Below are 18887 nucleotides of genomic sequence, written 5' to 3' on the forward strand. Positions count from 1 at the left end.
GTGTCCTGCACCCTCGAGCGGGGATGTGCTATCCAGCGTGCTCCCGAGAGTCCCCCGACCGCGCGAGAATGCCCAGAACAAGGCGGGTCACATTGTCCGGCTCGTCCAGTTGCGGGCAGTGTCCGGCGGTGGGCAGCACCACGAATTCGCTGCCGGGAAGCAGGGCGTGCAGTTCTCGGCTCGCCCGCACCGGGATGATGCGATCCTTCGCACCGTGCACCACCAGCACCGGACAGGAGATGGTGAGCGCGCCGTGCCCGGCCGGATGCTCGCGGGCATAGCGGATCGCATCACGCCCGCGCGCCGCGGCCGCCGCCATATTCGGTACCGACCGCAGGGCCGTCGCGACGAAATCGGGATCGGCGCGATATCCAGGCCCATAGACAAATCTCGCCACCCCGCCCCGAACCACCCGGTGCACCAGGCGATCCGGTACCGGCAGCGCACCGGCGATATCGAAGAACCGCCGGTACTCGCCACGGCGCGCCAGACGCGCCACCAGGTGTCGCGCCAGCAGCGGTTCGTCCAGGGTGACGAGGGCGCGAACGCGCCCGGCCCGATCCCGTGCCGCCGCGTGCACCGAGGTCGCGGCCCCGAGCGAATTGCCCACCAGCACCACGGGACCGTGCGCCGCGATGAGCGCATCGGCGAAGGCGTCGAACTGCGGGGTCAGCGGCCCGGAGCGGCGCGGATCGGCCAGGCCGAAGCCGGGCAGATCCACCGCTATGGCACGCCGTCCGGCCGCCGCCAGCCGGGTCAGCACACCCCGCCAGGTATCGGCGCTATCGCAATAACCGTGCAGCAGCACCACTGTCGGCCCATCGCCCGCGACCGACAGTTCCCGAGTCCGCACCCCGGCGTACTCTCGCGCCGATTCCGTCACCACGCTGTGATCGGAGGTGGTCATCTCCCGAGCAGTCCCTTTGCCACATGGGTGACCTGGATTTCATTACTGCCCGCGTAGATCATGAGCGACTTGGCATCTCGCGCCAGCTGCTCCACGTGGTACTCGGACATGTAGCCGTTGCCGCCGAAGAGCTGCACCGCCTCCATGGCCACCTCGGTGGCGGTCTCGGAGCAGTACAGCTTCATGGCCGAAGCCTCCGCCAGCGAGGGCTGCTTACCCGCACGACCGCGTTCGAGCACGCTGAACACCATATTCTGGATATTGATGCGAGCGATCTCCATCTTCGCCAGCTTCAACTGCACCAGCTGGAACCGCCCGATCTCCTGGCCCCACAGTTTGCGGTTCTTGGCGTAATCCAGACAGAGCCGGTGGCATTCGTTCACGATGCCCAGCGCCATGAACGCGACGCCGATGCGCTCGGCGGTGAAACTCGTTCGGGCGCTTTCGCGTCCGTCACCGGCTCGGTGCTCCTCGGTCTCACCGAGCAGCCGGTCCTTGGACAGCCGCACATTGTCGAAGAAGAGTTCACCGGTAGGTGAGGCGTGCAGGCCCATCTTCTTGAACGGTTTGCCCTGCGCGAAACCCTCCATGCCCTTGTCCAGGACGAAGGTCAGCACCTTGCGATCGCGCTTGTCCGCGCCGTCGCCCTCGTCGAGCTTGGCGTAGACCACGACCACATCGGCGAACGGACCATTGGTGATGAAGGTCTTCTGGCCGTTGAGGATGTAGTCCTCGCCGTCGCGCCGCACATAGGTCTTCATCCCGCCGAAGGCGTCCGAGCCCGAGTCGGGTTCCGTGATCGCCCAGGCCGCAACCTTTTTCATGGTCACGATATCGGCGAGCCAGCGCTCCTGCTGGGCGAGCGTGCCGCGCGACATGATGGTGGTCGCGCCGAGACCGATGCTCACACCCATGGCGGTGACCAAACCCATACAGACTCCGGAGAGTTCGGCGATGAGCACGGCCATCATCGATTCCTGCCCGGCGAACGGGCTACCGCCGCCGGACTTCCCGGCCGATCTCTCCGGCAGCGGTTCACCCGCCGCCAGCGCCTCTTCCCGTTTACGCTGCTTGGCAATGAGTTTGGCGATCGCCTCCGCGCCCACGGCATCGATTCCGAACTGCGTGAACAGTTTCCGGATGATCGGGTACGGCAGCATGTCACCGCTGTCGAGGGCGTCCAGATGCGGGCGGATCTCCTTGTCGATGAAGCTCCGCACCGCGTCACGGATCAGTTCATCGGTCTCGGACCATTCGAACATCGTTGTTCTCCAGAGGGTTTCGCAGCATCAGGGCAGCTGGTCGGCGATATCGTCGAGCAGCCAGGGGCCTTCGGTCTCGATGGTCTTCACGTCGTGCCAGCCCGCCAGTTCGGAGATCGCCCCGCCCTGTACGGCGAAGACCTTGCCGGTGATCGGGCACTTCTCGGTGGCCAGGTAGGCGACCAGCGGGGAGATGTTCGCCGGACTGAAGGCGTCGAAGCCGCCCTCCTCGACCGCCTCGGCCTCGGCCGCCATCATGGCGCCCATACCCGGGGTGGCCAGCGTCAGCCGGGTACGAGCGATGGGGGCAATGGCATTGACGCGCACACCGTAGCGGGCCAGCTCATCGGCCGCGACCAGGGTGAGCGCGGCAATCCCCGCCTTGGCCGCACCGTAGTTCGCCTGTCCGGCATTCGGCACGGTGGTGCCCGAGGCGGACGCGGTATTGATCACCGCGGCATTGGGCTGATTACCGGCCTTGGACTGGTCCTTCCAGTACGCGGCGGCGTGGTGCAGCACCGCCGCGTGCCCCTTGAGATGTACGGCGATCACCGAATCCCATTGCGCCTCATCCATTCCGGCGATGAACGCGTCCCTCAGAATGCCCGCGTTGTTGACGACCACATCGAGCTTGCCGAACTCCGAGACGGCCTGTTCGACAAGAGCTTTCGCACCATCCCAGTTCGCCACATTGTCGGTGTTCGCGATCGCGCGCCCCCCTGCGGCGACGATCTCGTTCACCACCTCCTGCGCCGGTCCGGCATCCGCGCCCTCACCGGCATTGCTGCCGCCCAGATCGTTCACCACGATCGCCGCGCCCTCCCGCGCGAACAACAGCGCGTGCTCGCGGCCGATACCGCGCCCGGCGCCGGTGATGACGGCGACCCGTCCTTCCAGTGCACCCATATCCTGCTCCCTTACAGAGTCGAAAAGTCTTGCTTCCCGGCGCTGTTCGATGCGGCGCCGTCGATATGAAGCTGTTGGTGGTGCGGTGCACGGCCCGCACCGCGCACCGCGCCGGGGCATCAGTCCGCGATGACGGCGAGGCCGTCGGTCAGTACCAGATCTCCGCCGCGCCCGGTTTCGAAGGCGTAGCTGGCCTCACCGTTTTCGGCGCTCCTGCGCCAGATGCGGGTCTCCAGGTCGTCACCGGGGAAGACCATCTTGGAGAAGCGCACCGCGAAGCGGCGCAGCCGGGCGACATCGGAGCCGCCGACCTCGGTGAGCACGCCCCAGGAGGACATGGCCATGGTGCACAGGCCGTGCGCGATGATGCCGGGCAATCCGGCGTCCTTGGCGACCTGCTCGTCCAGGTGCAGCGGTACCGGATCGCCGGAGGCGGGCGAGTACCGGAAGGTCTGATCCAGATCCACATGTGCGGCCACCCGGGCCAGCGGCGGCTGTTCGGCCAGCGCCGGATCGAAGCGATGCGCGGGCGCGGCGTCGCCGACCTTGGGGCCCGCGTTCACATTTCGGAAGAACGCCGTCAGGTACTGCTCATTGACGAGTTCGCCGTCCTGCGCCCGGCATTCGATGAGGATGGTGATGGTCGAGCCATTGTCCTTGCCCTCGTAGCCGATGGCCTTGGCCCGCGAGACCAGCTTGTCGCCGGGGCGGATCGGGCGGTGGAAGTGGAAGTCCTGCTCGCCGTGTACGACTCGGCCGAAGATATCCATCGGCACCACCTCGAGCACCGGCATCATCATCGCCTCGAAGACCGGGACGATGGCGAAGATCGGCGACGCCACTTCGCCTTTCAGATGCGCTTCGATGGGATCGTTGGTGGCGGCGGCGTATTCGGCCAGCCGCTCACCGGTGACCTCGAAGGGCTCCTCATCGCTCCAGGTGTTCAGCCCGGCCGGATCGAATTCGACTGTACTGCCGGTTATCTCGCCTTGCCCTCTCACCGGCTTACCGCCGTAGCCAGCGCATCGAGCGCCGTCAGCGTCTTGTCGAGCTGATTGAGGCCGTCCTTCTCGACCGCCTTGCCGAGTGCGCCCTTGATGAGCGCGCCCTCGAAGTCGCCGGAGACGGAGAACTTGCTGCCGGCGCCCTCGGGGGTGATATCGAACGCGAACTCGACCTTCACGCCCGCCATTCCGGTGCCGCCGAGTACCAGGCGATTCGGGGTGTCGACGCTCTGCACCACCCATTCGATCTTGTTCGCCATACCGAGCATCAGGATCTTCGCGACCAGTTTGGAGCCCGGGGCCAGCACGGCCGGCGGCTCCTCCATCCAGCGCTCATGGATGGAGAACCACTTGTCCCAGGTCTGCGGATCGGAGACGACGGCCCACAGGGCGTCGGGGGAGGCGGTCAGGTCCTTGCTGGCTTCGATATGTCCCATGAGAGGTACTCCTCGTCGAGTCTTGTGGTGAAAGTTGTTCGGGTACTGCCGGATTCAGCGGTCGGCGCGCTGATAGGCGGTGACGACCGCCGCGCCGCCCAGGCCGATGTTGTGCTGCAGCGCGGCGGTGACGTTCTCCACCTGCCGCTTGTCGGCGGTGCCGCGCAGCTGCCAGGTGAGTTCACTGCACTGCGCCAAACCCGTTGCGCCCAAAGGATGCCCCTTGGAGATGAGCCCGCCGGACGGGTTCACCACCCACTTGCCGCCGTAGGTGGTCTGGCCCGCGTCGATGAGCTGACCGGCCTGCCCCTCCTCGCACAGGCCCAGGGCCTCGTACAGCAGCAGTTCATTGGCGGAGAAGCAGTCGTGCAATTCGATGACCTGGAAGTCCTCGGGACCCAGGCCCGCCTGTGCGTAGACCTTCTCCGCGGCTTGCACATTCATGTCGTAGCCGATGAGGTTCTTGGCGCTGCCGTCGAAGGTGGACCGGAAATCGGTGGTCATGGTCTGACCGACGATCTCCACCGCCCGCGCCGCCAGATCGTGCCGCTCCACGAACTCCTCACTGGCCAGAATGGCCGCGCCGGAGCCGTCCGAGGTGGGCGAGCACTGCAGTTTGGTGAGCGGGTCGTAGATCATCCGCGAGGCCAGGATGTCCTCGAGCGAGTACTCCTCCTGGAACTGCGCGTACGGATTGTTCACCGAATGCTTGTGGTTCTTGTAGCCGATCTTGGCGAAGTGCTCGATGGTGGTGCCGTACTTGGTCATATGCTCGCGACCGGCGGCACCGAACATCCACGGGGCCACCGGGAACAGCACCTCGGAGATCTCCGCGAGCGCCATCACATGTTTGGCCATCGGCTGTTCGCGATCGTCATAGCTGGAGCCGAGCGAACCGGGCTGCATCTTCTCGAACCCCAGCGCCAGCGTGCAGTCCGCGAGACCGCCCCGAATCGCCTGCGCCGCAAGGTAGAGCGCGGTCGAACCGGTGGAGCAGTTGTTGTTGACATTCACCACCGGGATGCCGGTCATACCGAGTTCGTAGACCGCGCGCTGACCGGAGGTGGATTCGCCGTACACGTAGCCGACGTACGCCTGCTCGATCTCGCGGTAGTCGATACCCGCGTCGGCCAGCGCCTTGGTACCGGATTCGCGAGCCATATCCGGGTAGTCCCAGTTGCTGCCGTCTTCGTTCTTGCGTCGCCCCGGCTTCTCGAACTTCGTCATGCCGACGCCGACGACGTAGACCTTGTTCGCCATCGAACTCCCTCACATCAGGCCGCCCTGCCTCCGGGCCGGTAGGAAACAAACATACAAAGCTGTATGTAAGTAGGCAAGAGGGCGGCCTGAATCAAACGAAGGGTGCACAAGATCAGCAGTTCACGCGCCGGGCGCGGAACATACAGGTGAGGTGGTGAAAGGCGCCGAAATCAGTCGGCGAGACGCAGATCCGGTACCGCCGATTCGGCCGCCAAGCGCAGTTGCGCGGAGGCGCGCAGCCAGCGGCGATGCGCGCGTGCCGGATCCGGGGAGATGAAATCGGTGACCAGGATGCCGCGCAGCGTATCCATGGCGGTGTAGGTGAAATCGCGAACGCTCTTGCGGTGCAGCTCATTCGGCACCAACTGCGCCACCGCCAGCAACACCGCGTTATTGACGAACGGCTCGACCTTCTCCATCTCGGTGGCCAGCACCGGATCGGTGCGACTGGCCACCCACAGCTCGATGGCCGCGATGAAGAGCGGTCCCTGATGCAGCTCCCACATGAATTCGAGGGTGCTGCCCAGCGGATCGTCCCCGGTCCGCACCCGCGCGATCTCCCGCATGGCGGCCTCGGTGCGGCGCTGCGCCAGATGACTGATGGCCGCCACCACCAGATCCGTCTTCGATCCGAAGTGATGCACCTGAGCGCCGCGGGTCACCCCGGCCAGCTCCGCGACCCGCGGGGTGGTGGTTCCGGCGTACCCGAATTCGACGAGACACTCGATGGTGGCGTCCAGCAGCCGTATCCGCGTCTCGGTGCTGCGCTGCTCCTGCGTGCGGCGCTGCGGCTTCGAGACATCGGACCTGGTCATGGATCGGATATTACACTTACATACACTCGTGTATGTTCACTGCCCGCTCGGGGCGGGCGATCGGCGGGCAATTGCCACGGTCGCGGTGAAGAGCACGGTGCCGAGCACCGCCAGGCCCGCGCCCACCACGGCCGGCGCGGTGTAGCCGAGACCCGCGGCAATGACCAGGCCACCCAGCCATGCACCGGCGGCGTTCGCGATATTCAGGGCAGCGTGATTCAGGGCCGCGGCCAGGGTTTGCGCGTCATGTGCCACATCCATCAGGCGGGTCTGCAAGCCCGGGCCGAGGGCCGCGCCCGACGCGCCGATGAAGAAGGCGCCGAGGGCGGCGGTGAACGGATTGTGGGCCGCCGCGACGAAAGCGGCGAGGATGACCACCATGGCCAGCAGGGCCGCGAAGATGGCGCGATCCACGCCGCGATCGGCGAGTACGCCGCCGATGATATTGCCCGCCACCATGCCCAATCCGAAGAGCATGAGCACGATCGGGACCAGCCCGACGCTCATTCCGGAGACATCGGTGAGGGTGGTGGTGATGTAGGTGTACACGGCGAACATGCCGCCGAAGCCGACCGCGCCGACCACCAGGGTGAGCAGCACCTGCGAGCGGCGCAGGGCGCCCAACTCGGTGCGGGGATCGGTCAGGCGAATACCGTGCAACTCCGGCACGAACTTGAAAATGGCGGCCACCGTGGCCAATCCGATAATCGCGACCACCACGAAGGCATCCCGCCAGCCCAGATGCTGGCCGAGCCAGGTGGCTGCGGGAACGCCGACAACATTGGCGGCGCTCAATCCGAGCATAACCGCGGCAACCGCCTTCGCGCGCTGACCGACCGGGGCGAGTGAGGCCGCCGCCAGTGAGGCGACACCGAAGTAGGCGCCGTGCGGCAGACCCGAGAGGAAGCGGGCGACGGTCAGGGTGGCGAAGGTCGGCGCGATCACGGTGGCCGCGTTGCCCACGGTGAAGGCCACCATCAGGGCGATCAGCAGCCGCTTGCGGCCCACCCGCGCGGCCATGGCCGCGATCACCGGCGCACCCACCACCACACCCAATGCGTACGCCGAAACGATATGTCCGGCAACAGGTTCCGAGACGGACATAGCATCGGCGATATTCGGCAGCAAACCCATGGTGACGAACTCGGTGGTGCCGATCCCGAACCCGCCCAATGCCAGGGCCAGGATCGCGGCGATCGGCCACCCGCGCTCGGCGACGACCGAGCCCACCTCGTCGGGTGTCTCGACGGCCACATCCACGCCCGGTACAGAGTTCGCCATGGAATTGCGCAACACCGCCGCGCCACTCCCCCATCCCCATTTCACGGTGACCCCCCTCACCCATCCCGCGACCTGCTCGGCGCGGGTGCCCGGGTGGCGGAGATTACGACAGAACGCCGCCGAGGGTGCACACTCGCGCGTTCTCCTCCGGGGTTCAGGCCGAAAACCGGGGAGCTCCCGCGAATCGTCCCAATGGGTCGTACCGCCGCTTGATCGACCGCAGCCGCGCCAGGGTGTCCGGGGCGAAGGCGTCGGCCGCCGAATCACCGGCATCCACATAGGTCAGCGGCTTGCGCCCGGACACATGCGAGTGCAGCGCCGCGACAATCTCCGTCTGCCGCTCGGCGACGGCATCGGCATGCGCCGGAGTCGGAGCCGGACCGAGCATCGACAGCAGATACGGCTCCCGGACGCCGCCCGCCGCACCGGCATCCGACGGCGGCCGCGTCAATGCCCCACCCAGATGACGAACCTGCACCAGAGCGCCGAGCCCCCTCGAACCCCTCCTCCCCCGGCACGAGCACCCGCCCCCGCACCACCCGCGGCAAATCACTCCCGATACCCGACACATCTCCTCCTTCACACGCGCACCATGCTGCCGCGCGCGGTGTGAACATTTCGTGATCGGCTCGGCCGGGTGCCCCCAGCGGTCACTACAGCGAGCGCGTGATGCGCAGCGGAGTCGATTCCTCCCACTCGTCCGATCCGGGCGCGGTGTGCGAACCGAGTGCGGCCGTTCGGGGTGCCGGCTCAGGCGATTCCAGCAGTTCGGTGAACAACCTGGTGGCCTCGGTCTGAGCTCGGTCCCTGGCGGTCTCATGACACTGCGAGATGGCCTTGGCCAATCGGGCGGGATCCACCGCCATCGCGGCCTGCGAGATTCGCAGATCGGTGATGGTGCCGTTCACATCGGTTTCGACAACCACCGCCCCACCCGTTGTTTCCGCGCTGCCACGAACCTGCGCGATCGCACTCTGGATACGTGCATTCCGCGCCGCGATCTGTTCCGGATTCATACTCATCGGCAAGCCCCCAGCCCAAGAAACGTTCCGTACCAATCGATTACGGTAGGTTGGCCAGAGCCTATCTGACCAGGCGATAAGGGGGATTCATGGCTGTGAACTCAGGGGTGCCCGGAGACGGATTCCAGGTTGCGCCCGCCGATGTCACCGACGCGGGCAAGTTCGTACAACTGACGGCCGAGGAGTTGATCAACGAGGTCAAGTCGCTCGACACCGATGTGACCGACCTGCTGACCACGTGGAAAGGGAACTCCGCCAGCCACTACCGGCACGGCTGGGATGAAGTCCGCACCGGCGCAACCGAAGTCCTGCAAGCCTTGCAGGCCATGGCCGAACTGCTGGGCGTATCCGCCACCGCATATGCGGACGTCGATCAAGGCAATGCAGGTGGCTTCGGTTCCCTGCTGAATCTGCCGCCGAACTGACCGGAAGGACCGAGAATGAGCGAGTCACAGCCATTTCAGGTGAATCTGTCCGAGCTCGAGAGCATCACCGATCGCCTCTCCGGCTTCGTGAAATTCCTTACCGACAGTATGTCCGGCCTCCAGCAGCGGATCGACTCGGTCCAGCAGAACTGGAACGGCTCCGGCGCGGACGCCCAAGCCGAAGCCTTCCAGAAGTGGATGACCGGAGCAGCAGAAGTCTCAGAAGGTATCGAAGAGATGAAACGCGCCGCCGCCGAAGCACATACGCATTACAGCAGAGCCGCCACGACCAACAGCGCGATGCTCGGTGGAAGGTAGCTGCGCACAGACCTCATTACGAACCACATCCGGTGACGGACAGTCTGATGAATATCTTCGAACCCGCACGTACCTCGTCAAGTTGCTCGGCCGTGAGATGCGATTCCGATATCTGCGGTTCCGGTACGGACGCTGTGAGATACGAAACCGATGCCGCGCATCCGTCCGGTCGCTTACCCGACGCGACAACCGTGATGTATTTCGGCTTCTCCCACGGTTGTGGGTCGTCCGACGGGGCAACCGTATTCAGGTGAATCGTCGGCACCACAACGGCCTTGATCGGATCAGGTTTCGGCGCAGGACCGATGAAGTAGGCCACAGCGTAGGTAGTGGGGTCGCTGTCACCACCGGACACATCGGCAACCGCCATACGGGCAAATCCTGCCACGGTCGTGGCTTCGGCAATACGCATGGCCTCGGTCGGATCATGATGGGTGACTTTCAAACTGTGATACCCAAAACCCACAAGACCTACGACAACCAGCGATACGAGAGCAACACACCCCCAGAGATACCGGCGACTCGGACCGCCCCCGCGAATCATCACCTATACGCTCCGCTTCCACACAGGATTGTATTCGCCAGTGCGACAACATTTACCGTACTCTGACCGTGCTCGATCTCGAGCTCCTGAAACCCACCGTTTCCCAGGGCAACATCCAGCGAACGCCCGACCAGTCCGCCGGCGTTGTAGCCGGATCCGAGAAACTGGTCATGTGGCTGGCTCGCACGTACCTCGACCGTGGCCTGCGATGCGGCGTCATCGTTGAGCATCTTCAGGTTGTACGCCGCCGCCTTCATCGCCAGATCGTCGTTGCCGACCAAATCAGACCACTCCTGCCCCTTGAATTGATCCTTGTACTTGGCCGCCACTTCGTTGAACGGGCCTTCCTTCTGATTGGTCAAACCGATGGAATTGCCGGCCCCATTCTTGTCCACACCGAGCCTGGAGGCATTGAGACGTGCCTCGTCCCAACCTATACCGGCCAATTTGCCAACCCCGGAGTGCGGTTCATAGACCGACGGACCACCCTGCAGCTGGTCATAGAACTTGCTCTCCAAGCCCGAGCGGAGAGGCGCGCCTTCTTGCAGCGCCATGGCAAGCACCAGGCGCGGATCGACACCCGCCTCATTGCCATACTTCACCGCTAGCATGGCCCAATTCTTCATCTGCGGACCGTATGGATTCAGCGCGTCCACATTCACCGCGGTCAAGGTCGCCGTCGGTGTCCGCCAGGTCGCGAGGTTGTCCAATTCTCCGTGGAGAGAGGTGTTGTCATTCTGGTTTCCAGATTCGACAAGTAGCGGTAGCTCGGCCAACGCCTGCACCTTCGGGATATTACTGAGCGCATCCGAGGCCGTGAAGCCGTTGAGCGCGTAATCGGACTTCGTGAAGTCCGCGAGCAACGTGGAGTGTTGAACGGTCGCGTTGAAGGTGCTGAGAGCGTTCAACACGTCGATGGTGGTGAGGGTCGCCGCCACGGAAATCCGGACCGAGGTGTTATTTGTCGTTCGAATCATGTTGGCACCCGGATGCGCCGGGAAGGCGCCAGGAGCCGCCGCGATCAATTGCTGCCGCACTTCGACGAGATGGTCGTGGTACAGCCCGGTCTTGGCGGCGAGCGCGCATGCGACATTGCTGACTTGGTCAGCCGCGCCTTCCAGCGCCTTCAATGCTTCCTCGATATCGGGCACCTCGGGTGCTTGCACGCCGGTGAAGGAGATTCGTACGTCGAGCACCGCGCTCGGCGAAGTCAGCAACTCGGTGCTGAACGCGAAGGCGTCCCAGGCGGCAGCAGCGGCGGCCAGGGCGTCGGCGTGACCGTTCGGCGCGCCTGTCCACGGCGTCTCGAACCCCCAGGCGGGAGCGATCGTCAAGCCCGCACCATTATCGCCACTCGGATCCGGGATTTCGGGGAACCCGGCCGCACCCAGCGGAGTCGCCGCCCCGAGGACGGGATGTGCCGGTGGCGAACCCTTGTTCGGGTTGGTGTTCGCGTTGTATTCGGCTGTGTCCCAGTTATACCCGGCGATGTTGAGGATATCGCCGAAATGCGCCAGGGCGGCGGTGACGGCCAGGACGGCCGTCCTTACCTCACCAGAGTTCTTGTGGTAGGCGGAATTCCAGCCTGTTACCGCCGAATAGTTGCCGCCCATACCCGAACTCGCTGCCAGTCCAGGGACGAGGTCCCGGGTGACTGCGGTGCCGATACCACCGGCCAGCGTGGCGAGGTGTTCGGCCGCTTTGTAGTAGACGTTCGGGTCGACGACCAGGGTTGTTCCTTCGGGCGGAGCCATCAGCTCACCCCGCGCACGACACCGGTACCCACGACATCCCCTCCCGGACCCCTCTTCGGCTTCCCACTGTGGCGAGAACCGCGCGAATAGCCGCCGCACGAAACAGTTCGGGCACCCGCTCCGCCGGAAGTGGCGGGACAGGTGCCCGGAATGTACGCGGCGAAGGGATGGTCCCGGCCGGGACGATCGGTCCCGGCCGCCATCGGTTCGCCGCTGCGGCGCTGTTAACGGTGCATCAGCGCGGTTCGGACGCCGAAGCGTCCCGGGCGTCGAAACGCCCGTCGGTCCTGGCGGTTTCAGTGCGAAACCAGCGGGAGCCCTTGTGCTCCTGGGGTTTCAGGGGGGACCCCTGAGCGCCCGAGAGTTGATCAGCGCAGAGTGCGCGCCAGGTTGGCGTCGAGGACGCCGAGGAACTCCTCGGTGGTGAGGTAGCCCTGATCGCCGCCGACCAGCAGGGCCAGGTCCTTGGTCATCTGGCCGTCTTCGACGGTCTTGATGACAACTTCCTCGAGTGCCTGGGCGAAGCCGATCACCTCGGGGGTGTTGTCCAGCTTGCCGCGATGCGCCAGGCCACGGGTCCACGCGAAGATCGAGGCGATCGGGTTGGTGGAGGTGGGCTTGCCCTGCTGGTACTGGCGGTAGTGCCGGGTGACCGTGCCGTGCGCGGCCTCGGCCTCACAGGTGCGGCCGTCCGGGGTGAGCAGGACCGAGGTCATCAGGCCGAGCGAGCCGAAGCCCTGCGCGACGGTGTCGGACTGCACATCGCCGTCGTAGTTCTTGCAGGCCCAGACGTAGCCGCCCTCCCACTTGAGCGCGGAGGCGACCATATCGTCGATGAGGCGGTGCTCGTAAGTCAGGCCGGCGGCATCGAATTCCTTCTTGAATTCGGTCTGGTACACCTCTTCGAAGGTGTCCTTGAACATGCCGTCGTACGCCTTGAGGATGGTGTTCTTCGTGGAGAGGTACACCGGGTAGTTCTGCTGCAGGCCGTAATTCAGCGAGGCCCGCGCGAAGTCGCGAATCGAATCCTGGAAGTTGTACATACCCATGATCACGCCGCCGTCTTCGGGCATGCGCACGACCTCGTGCTGGATCGGCTCGGAGCCGTCCTCCGGCGTGAAGGTCAGGGTGACGGTACCCGCCTGGTGCACCTTGAAATCGGTGGCGCGGTACTGATCACCGAAGGCGTGCCGGCCGATGATGATCGGCTTGGTCCAACCCGGAACCAGTCGCGGAACATTCGAGATGATGATCGGCGCGCGGAAAATGGTGCCGCCCAGAATATTGCGGATGGTGCCGTTCGGCGACCGCCACATCTTCTTGAGGTCGAATTCCTTCACCCGGGCCTCGTCCGGAGTGATGGTCGCGCACTTGACGCCCACGCCGTGCTTCTTGATGGCGTTGGCGGCGTCGATGGTGACCTGATCATCGGTCTTGTCGCGGTACTCGATGCCGAGGTCGTAGTACTCGAGGTTCACATCGAGGTACGGGTTGATCAGCTTGTCCTTGATGAACTGCCAGATGATCCGGGTCATCTCGTCGCCATCGAGTTCGACGACAGTCCCTTCAACCTTGATCTTGGACATGGACTTCGTGTCCTCCTAGGAAGGTGGTGCTCCCATTGCACGGCCAGGTGAGCGCGCTTGTGAGCGCGGGCCCCGGCTGTTCAACAAACAACGTATATGCCCGGCGTTCTCGGCGGGACCTCTGGTACCAGGTCCGCGCGTTATGGAGCGCCAAACAAGACGAGCGTACTGCTGCTATGTACCTCACCGCGCGGGCAGCCCCCGCTGTGCGGGATACCACCCTTTAGTTACCCACCGGTAGGCATCGAGTGACCCACGGCACGAAGCACCCCCGCCGCGCATGGCACGACGGGGGTGCGGATCAATCGCGAATCGCTACCGAATCAGACTCCGACGTGCACGTGCTCGGAGCCCTCCAGCAGCGTCTCCGGCTTATCGCGAATCATGAACGCGATAATCGGAATCGTCAGCAGGAAGAAGCCCGCGCCCGCGTAGAACGCGATGTCGTATCCGTGGATCGAGGCCCGCGCCACCACACTGTCGATGGTCGGGTGATTCCGGGCGTACCGCTCGGTCGCCTGCACCGAGAGGGTCATCAGCAATGCGGTGCCGATGGAACCACCGACCTGCTGCGCGGCATTGAGCAGCGCACTGGCGACACCGGAGTCCGCGTCGTCGACCTGATGCAGCGCGGTGGTCTGCATGGCCACGAACAACCCGCCCATGCCGAGCGCGATGAGCAGGATCGCGGGCAGCACATGCGTGGCGTAACTGTCCCCGAGCGAAAGCTGTGCCAGGTAGAGCAGACCACCGGTACCGAACAGCGCACCGACCAACATGACCGGGCGCGGCCCGATCTTGGGCAGCAGCGCACTCGCGATACCGGCCGAGATGACGATGCCCAACGGGAACGGCAGGAAGGCCGCGCCCGCCTTGAGCGCCGAGTACCCGAGCGTGATCTGCAGGTAGAAGCTCAGATTCAGGAACATGGCGAACATCGCGATCGGCGTGATCAACGCGACCAGGAAGGACCCACCGCGGTTGATCTCACCCGGAATACGCAGCGGCAGCAGCGGATTCGCCGAACGCCGCTCGATGGCGACGAAGGCGATCAGCAGGGCCACACCCACGATGAGCAACGACAGCGTGGAGGCCGCGCCCCAGCCGTCGTCGGCCGCGCGGCTGAAACCGTAGACCACCGAGACCAAGCCGAGCGTCGCGGTGATCGCACCGGGCAGGTCGTAACCGCCCGTACGCGGGGCCGGGGTGTCCTTGATGACGAACGCCATCGCACCCGCGAACGCCAGCAGCGCGATCGGCGTGTTCACCAGCAGGCACCAGCGCCAGCTGGCGTACTCGGTGAGCGCGCCGCCGACGATCAGGCCGATGGCCGCGCCACCCGCCGAGACGCCCGCGAAGACACCGAACGCGCGCGCCCGCTCCTTGGCCTCGGTGAAGGTGACCGACACCAGCGACAGCGCCGCGGGGGCCAGCAGCGCGCCGAACGCGCCCTGGAGACCGCGGCCCGCGAAGAGTTCGGCGGTGTTCTGCGCCAGACCGGCCAGCGCGGAGGCCGCGGCGAAACCGATCAGGCCGATCAGGAAGATGCGGCGGCGGCCCAGATAGTCGGCGAGACGTCCGCCGAGCAGGAGGAGTCCGCCGAAGATGAGGGTGTACGCGGTCAGCACCCACTGCCGGTTGCCGTCGCTGATGCCCAGGTCCTGCTGGGCGAAGGGTAGGGAAATCGTCACGATGGTGGCGTCGAGTACCACCATCAGCTGGGCCATGGCGATCACGCCCAGCGCCAGCCAGCGCTTGGAAGCGCTTGCCGGACTTGATGTTTCGTTGGGCGCGAGAGTCGCCGTCCCAGTGGTCATGCCGTCTCCTCAGGAGTGGTTCGAACAGCCTGGTCCATCGTGGCACTCCCAGACATTTGGCGTCAAGAGAAAACTGTCGTAATCAGACAGTTGGCTGTTTACGTCACAATCACTCCGCGCGGCGATACAATGACGGCATGTCCGAGTCGTCGATGCATGCCGATCTGCTGGAGCGCCACCGTCCCGGCCTGCGTGAGCGCAAGAAGCAGCAGACCCGCACCCGCATCATCGACGTGGCGCTGCGACTCTGCGATGCCCAGGGCTTCGACGCCACCACCGTGGAGCAGATCGCCGATGCGGCCGATGTCTCACCGCGCACCATCAACCGGTACTTCGACAGCAAAGAGGCGATCGTCATCGCCCCCATCGAAGAGGTGGGCATCGCGCTGGCGGAACAGCTACGCGCACAACCGATTACAGGCAACGAACTGCAGTCGCTGCTGAACGCCTTCAAAGCCTTCGTCGAGCAGGTCATCGACAGCGACAATCCGGTGCCGTTCCGCTGGTTCCAGCAGATGCAGCGCGTCACCCAGACCAGTCCGACGGTCCGCGCGCAGAGTCTGCAATCCGCGGACAGCAAGACCCGCGCCATGACCGCCGTGCTCGCCGAACGCCTGCGGACCGACCCGAACTCCATGCAGGTTCAGGTCATCGCCTCCACCTGGCACGCCATCGCGCGCATCGGCATGGAATGCGAATCCGACGCCACCCTGCCGGGCTGCTCCGCCCCGGCCTCGGCCCAAGACCTGATCACGAATGTCGTGGCCGCATTCGACGAGTTCACACGCAGTTGTGCCCTCCCCGTCGCGACGGCTGTTGCGCCGCCCCGTTAGAATCTCCGCCAAGGTCAAGAGCATCAGCGCAAAGCCCCGGCTCGCTGATCGGCAACCCTCCAGCAGCGGCGGGGTGCTCCGGGTGAGGACCAGGCGCTCGAAGGCCGGGCGCAAGCGCACTGTAGGAGGACCCGAGATGTGTTGTTGTCGAAGCCAATTCGCCTTCCGATAACGTCCACCTCCGCCGTATAGGCGACCTTTGTCTCTGGAGCACGACATGAGTGACTCGACCGCGTCCATCGACCCCGCCAACTGGTCCTTCGAGACCAGGCAGGTTCATGCGGGCCAAGCCCCCGACGCCGCCACCGGCGCGCGCGCACTGCCGATCTACCAGACCACCTCGTACGCCTTCCGCGATACCGATCACGCCGCCGCGCTCTTCGGACTCGCCGAACCGGGCAATATCTACACCCGCATCATGAACCCCACCCAGGATGTGGTGGAGCAGCGCATCGCCGCCCTGGAGGGTGGTGTGGCCGCACTGCTGCTGGCCTCCGGACAGGCCGCGGAGACCTACGCGATCCTGAACCTCGCCGAGGCGGGCGATCACATCGTCTCCAGCCCGCACCTGTACGGCGGCACCTACAACCTCTTCCACTACTCGCTGCCCAAGCTGGGTATCGAGGTCAGTTTCGTGGAGGATCCGGATGATCTGGCGCAGTGGGAAGCGGCCGTGCGGCCCAATACCAAGGCGTTCTACGGCGAGACCGTCGCCAATCCGAGCAGCTCCATTCTGGATATCCCGGGTATCGCGGGTGTCGCGCATGCCGCGGGTGTGCCGTTGATCGTGGACAACACCGTCGCCACGCCGTACCTGATCCAGCCTTTGCGGCACGGTGCGGACATCGTGGTGCACTCGGCCACCAAGTACCTGGGCGGGCACGGTTCGGCCGTCGCCGGGGTGATCGTGGACGGCGGCACCTTCGACTGGACCGTCACCGACACCGACGGCAAGCCGCGCTTCCCGGGCTTCACCACCGCCGATCCCAGCTATCACGGTGTGGTCTTCGCCTCCCTCGGCGCACCGGCGTACGCGCTCAAGGCACGGGTACAGCTGCTGCGCGATCTGGGTGCGGCGGTCGCGCCGTTCAACGCCTTCCTGATCGCCCAGGGCATCGAGACGCTGAGCCTGCGGGTGGAGCGGCACGTGTCCAACGCCCAGGCCGTGGCGGAGTTCCTGACCCAGCAGCCGGGCATCGACAAGGTCTACTACGCCGGACTCTCCGATTCACCGTGGTTCGAGCGCGGCAAACAACTGGCACCCAAGGGCGTCGGCGCGATCGTCTCCTTCGAACTGGCCGGCGGCGTCGATGCGGGCAAGAAGTTCGTGGACGCTCTGGTGCTGCACAGCCATGTCGCTAACATCGGGGATGTGCGTTCGCTCGTGATCCACCCGGCCTCCACCACCCACTCCCAGCTGACCCCGCAGGAGCAGCTCGCCTCCGGCGTCACCCCTGGTCTGGTGCGGTTGGCCGTGGGCATCGAGGGTATCGACGACATCCTGGCCGACCTGCGCGCCGGACTGACGGCGGTCGCGAGTTGACCACGAACACCGACTCGGGCACGACCGTTCCGACGGCGGCGGCACTACTACCGCCGCCGGACGGGACGCTCGGCAGCATTGCCATCGGGGATGTGGTGCTGGAGAGCGGCGCCGTCATCCCCGATGTGACGCTGGCCGTACAGCGTTGGGGCGAACTATCGGCGAACGCCGACAATGTGGTGCTGGTGGAGCATGCGCTGACCGGTGACTCGCATGTGGTCGGCCCCGCCGATGTGCACCACGACTCCCCCGGCTGGTGGGACGGGACCATCGGACCGGGTAAGTCGGTCGACACCCGCGAATGGTGCGTCATCGCGGTGAACGTGCTCGGCGGCTGTAAGGGCAGCACCGGGCCGTCCTCCCTGGCACCGGATGGAAAGCCTTGGGGCGGACGGTTTCCCGAGTACACCATTCGCGATCAGGTGACCGCGGAGGCGCAGTTCTTCGATCGGCTCGGCATTGATCGACTAGCCGCGATCGTCGGCGGATCCATGGGCGGCATGCGGGTGCTCGAGTGGATGATCGGCTATCCCGAACGGGTCGGGGCCGCGCTCGTACTCGCCGCCAGCGCCCGCGCCACCGCCGATCAGCTGGGCCAGCAGACCACGCAGATCGCCATCATCAAGTCCGATCCGGACTGGCAGGGCGGCAACTACTACGGCACCGGGCGCGCCCCGATGACCGGCATGGGACTGGCCCGCCGCATGGCGCACCTGACCTACCGCGCCGAGGCCGAGCTCGACCACCGCTTCGAGAACCACGCTCAGGGTGACGAAAACCCCTGGGAGGGTGGGCGTTACGCGGTGCAGAGTTATCTGGAGTATCAGGCCGACAAGCTCATCTCACGCTTCGATCCGGGCACCTACGTGCTGCTCACCGAGGCGCTGAACCGGTACGACGTCGGCCGCGGGCGCGGCGGCGTGGAGGCCGCGCTGGCCAGCACTCCGGTGCCGGTCGTGGTCGGGGGCGTGGACTCCGATCGGCTGTATCCGCTGCGCAATCAGCAGGAGCTGGCCGATCTGCTGCCCGGCTGTAAGGGCCTGGAGATCGTGCACTCACGAGACGGGCATGACGGCTTCCTGACCGAGACCGAAGCGGTCAGCAAGCTCATGGCCGAGACCATGGAGCTGGCGCGCGCGGCGCGCGGCTGAACCTCGTATGGCTGCCCGCGGT

At 65.4% G+C, this 18887-nt stretch carries 19 protein-coding genes and 1 riboswitch; of the genes, 5 read left to right on the top strand and 14 right to left on the bottom strand.

Annotated features, from left to right (window positions below; translation table 11 throughout):
* Positions 1 to 28: 28 nt before the first annotated feature.
* The 10 genes from OHB26_RS06105 to OHB26_RS06150 all read right to left on the bottom strand — a co-directional run bounded on the left by OHB26_RS06105 (position 29) and on the right by OHB26_RS06150 (position 8894).
* Positions 29 to 907 (bottom strand): alpha/beta fold hydrolase, encoded by an 879-nt coding sequence (locus OHB26_RS06105; RefSeq protein WP_330183249.1) that lies wholly within the window; start codon positions 905 to 907, stop codon positions 29 to 31.
* Positions 904 to 2169 (bottom strand): acyl-CoA dehydrogenase family protein, encoded by a 1266-nt coding sequence (locus OHB26_RS06110; protein WP_330183250.1) that lies wholly within the window; start codon positions 2167 to 2169, stop codon positions 904 to 906. The genes OHB26_RS06105 and OHB26_RS06110 overlap by 4 nt, the downstream gene beginning before the upstream one ends.
* A gap of 27 nt (positions 2170 to 2196) precedes the next feature.
* On the bottom strand, positions 2197 to 3075 hold the full coding sequence (locus tag OHB26_RS06115) for an SDR family oxidoreductase (protein WP_330183251.1): 879 nt from the start codon (positions 3073 to 3075) through the stop codon (positions 2197 to 2199).
* Between the two features lie 119 nt (positions 3076 to 3194).
* The gene (locus OHB26_RS06120; RefSeq protein WP_442942986.1) at positions 3195 to 4058 is read right to left on the bottom strand and encodes a MaoC/PaaZ C-terminal domain-containing protein; all 864 of its coding nucleotides are present in this window, start codon (positions 4056 to 4058) and stop codon (positions 3195 to 3197) included.
* Positions 4059 to 4072: 14 nt separating this feature from the next.
* Entirely contained in the window at positions 4073 to 4516 is a 444-nt protein-coding gene (locus tag OHB26_RS06125; protein WP_330183253.1) for a type II toxin-antitoxin system Rv0910 family toxin, read from the bottom strand.
* Positions 4517 to 4570: 54 nt separating this feature from the next.
* Positions 4571 to 5776 (bottom strand): lipid-transfer protein, encoded by a 1206-nt coding sequence (locus OHB26_RS06130; RefSeq protein ID WP_330183254.1) that lies wholly within the window; start codon positions 5774 to 5776, stop codon positions 4571 to 4573.
* Positions 5777 to 5946: 170 nt separating this feature from the next.
* Positions 5947 to 6591 (bottom strand): TetR/AcrR family transcriptional regulator, encoded by a 645-nt coding sequence (locus OHB26_RS06135; protein WP_330183255.1) that lies wholly within the window; start codon positions 6589 to 6591, stop codon positions 5947 to 5949.
* A gap of 36 nt (positions 6592 to 6627) precedes the next feature.
* Entirely contained in the window at positions 6628 to 7872 is a 1245-nt protein-coding gene (locus tag OHB26_RS06140; RefSeq protein ID WP_330183256.1) for an MFS transporter, read from the bottom strand.
* A gap of 154 nt (positions 7873 to 8026) precedes the next feature.
* Positions 8027 to 8350, bottom strand: a complete 324-nt coding sequence (locus tag OHB26_RS06145; protein ID WP_330183257.1) for a hypothetical protein — start codon at positions 8348 to 8350, stop codon at positions 8027 to 8029.
* 175 nt (positions 8351 to 8525) lie between these two features.
* Complete coding sequence (locus OHB26_RS06150) at positions 8526 to 8894, bottom strand: YbaB/EbfC family nucleoid-associated protein (RefSeq protein WP_330183258.1); 369 nt, start codon at positions 8892 to 8894, stop codon at positions 8526 to 8528.
* Positions 8895 to 8983: 89 nt separating this feature from the next.
* Between OHB26_RS06150 and OHB26_RS06155 the strand changes: the two genes are divergently transcribed.
* Both OHB26_RS06155 and OHB26_RS06160 read left to right on the top strand, forming a co-directional pair.
* Complete coding sequence (locus OHB26_RS06155; protein WP_330183259.1) at positions 8984 to 9319, top strand: WXG100 family type VII secretion target; 336 nt, start codon at positions 8984 to 8986, stop codon at positions 9317 to 9319.
* Between the two features lie 15 nt (positions 9320 to 9334).
* Positions 9335 to 9637, top strand: a complete 303-nt coding sequence (locus tag OHB26_RS06160) for a WXG100 family type VII secretion target (protein ID WP_330183260.1) — start codon at positions 9335 to 9337, stop codon at positions 9635 to 9637.
* Positions 9638 to 9653: 16 nt separating this feature from the next.
* Here OHB26_RS06160 and OHB26_RS06165 read toward each other — a convergent pair whose 3' ends face one another.
* The 4 genes from OHB26_RS06165 to OHB26_RS06180 form a co-directional block, all read right to left on the bottom strand.
* Complete coding sequence (locus tag OHB26_RS06165) at positions 9654 to 10082, bottom strand: hypothetical protein (RefSeq protein ID WP_330183261.1); 429 nt, start codon at positions 10080 to 10082, stop codon at positions 9654 to 9656.
* Positions 10083 to 10180: 98 nt separating this feature from the next.
* Entirely contained in the window at positions 10181 to 11935 is a 1755-nt protein-coding gene (locus OHB26_RS06170) for a hypothetical protein (RefSeq protein ID WP_330183262.1), read from the bottom strand.
* 368 nt (positions 11936 to 12303) lie between these two features.
* Positions 12304 to 13521, bottom strand: coding sequence for an NADP-dependent isocitrate dehydrogenase (locus OHB26_RS06175; protein WP_330183263.1), 1218 nt, complete (start codon positions 13519 to 13521; stop codon positions 12304 to 12306).
* Between the two features lie 323 nt (positions 13522 to 13844).
* Positions 13845 to 15338 (bottom strand): MFS transporter, encoded by a 1494-nt coding sequence (locus tag OHB26_RS06180; RefSeq protein WP_330183264.1) that lies wholly within the window; start codon positions 15336 to 15338, stop codon positions 13845 to 13847.
* 137 nt (positions 15339 to 15475) lie between these two features.
* Here OHB26_RS06180 and OHB26_RS06185 point away from each other — a divergent pair, with 137 nt between their 5' ends.
* From OHB26_RS06185 to metX, 3 genes are all read left to right on the top strand, one after another.
* The gene (locus OHB26_RS06185; protein ID WP_330183265.1) at positions 15476 to 16171 is read left to right on the top strand and encodes a TetR/AcrR family transcriptional regulator; all 696 of its coding nucleotides are present in this window, start codon (positions 15476 to 15478) and stop codon (positions 16169 to 16171) included.
* A gap of 12 nt (positions 16172 to 16183) precedes the next feature.
* Positions 16184 to 16294: riboswitch (SAM riboswitch) on the top strand.
* 94 nt (positions 16295 to 16388) lie between these two features.
* The gene (locus tag OHB26_RS06190) at positions 16389 to 17714 is read left to right on the top strand and encodes a bifunctional o-acetylhomoserine/o-acetylserine sulfhydrylase (RefSeq protein WP_330183266.1); all 1326 of its coding nucleotides are present in this window, start codon (positions 16389 to 16391) and stop codon (positions 17712 to 17714) included.
* Positions 17711 to 18865: a homoserine O-acetyltransferase MetX gene (gene metX / locus OHB26_RS06195; protein ID WP_330183267.1), complete on the top strand. Its 1155-nt coding sequence runs from the start codon at positions 17711 to 17713 to the stop codon at positions 18863 to 18865. Before OHB26_RS06190 ends, metX begins: the two co-directional genes overlap by 4 nt.
* Positions 18866 to 18887 lie beyond the last annotated feature (22 nt).

This window comes from Nocardia sp. NBC_01503, from assembly GCF_036327755.1.
GTDB lineage: Bacteria > Actinomycetota > Actinomycetes > Mycobacteriales > Mycobacteriaceae > Nocardia.

Excerpts from the sequence above, each read along its gene's own strand:
- OHB26_RS06160 (WP_330183260.1), top strand. The coding sequence starts at position 9,335 with ATGAGCGAGTCACAGCCATTTCAGGTGAATCTGTCCGAGCTCGAGAGC.
- OHB26_RS06175 (WP_330183263.1), bottom strand. The coding sequence starts at position 13,521 with ATGTCCAAGATCAAGGTTGAAGGGACTGTCGTCGAACTCGATGGCGAC.
- OHB26_RS06125 (WP_330183253.1), bottom strand. The coding sequence starts at position 4,516 with ATGGGACATATCGAAGCCAGCAAGGACCTGACCGCCTCCCCCGACGCC.
- OHB26_RS06150 (WP_330183258.1), bottom strand. The coding sequence starts at position 8,894 with ATGAGTATGAATCCGGAACAGATCGCGGCGCGGAATGCACGTATCCAG.
- OHB26_RS06135 (WP_330183255.1), bottom strand. The coding sequence starts at position 6,591 with ATGACCAGGTCCGATGTCTCGAAGCCGCAGCGCCGCACGCAGGAGCAG.
- OHB26_RS06170 (WP_330183262.1), bottom strand. The coding sequence starts at position 11,935 with ATGGCTCCGCCCGAAGGAACAACCCTGGTCGTCGACCCGAACGTCTAC.
- OHB26_RS06185 (WP_330183265.1), top strand. The coding sequence starts at position 15,476 with ATGTCCGAGTCGTCGATGCATGCCGATCTGCTGGAGCGCCACCGTCCC.
- OHB26_RS06180 (WP_330183264.1), bottom strand. The coding sequence starts at position 15,338 with ATGACCACTGGGACGGCGACTCTCGCGCCCAACGAAACATCAAGTCCG.
- OHB26_RS06190 (WP_330183266.1), top strand. The coding sequence starts at position 16,389 with ATGAGTGACTCGACCGCGTCCATCGACCCCGCCAACTGGTCCTTCGAG.
- OHB26_RS06110 (WP_330183250.1), bottom strand. The coding sequence starts at position 2,169 with ATGTTCGAATGGTCCGAGACCGATGAACTGATCCGTGACGCGGTGCGG.
- OHB26_RS06105 (WP_330183249.1), bottom strand. The coding sequence starts at position 907 with ATGACCACCTCCGATCACAGCGTGGTGACGGAATCGGCGCGAGAGTAC.
- OHB26_RS06155 (WP_330183259.1), top strand. The coding sequence starts at position 8,984 with ATGGCTGTGAACTCAGGGGTGCCCGGAGACGGATTCCAGGTTGCGCCC.
- OHB26_RS06130 (WP_330183254.1), bottom strand. The coding sequence starts at position 5,776 with ATGGCGAACAAGGTCTACGTCGTCGGCGTCGGCATGACGAAGTTCGAG.
- OHB26_RS06115 (WP_330183251.1), bottom strand. The coding sequence starts at position 3,075 with ATGGGTGCACTGGAAGGACGGGTCGCCGTCATCACCGGCGCCGGGCGC.
- OHB26_RS06140 (WP_330183256.1), bottom strand. The coding sequence starts at position 7,872 with ATGGCGAACTCTGTACCGGGCGTGGATGTGGCCGTCGAGACACCCGAC.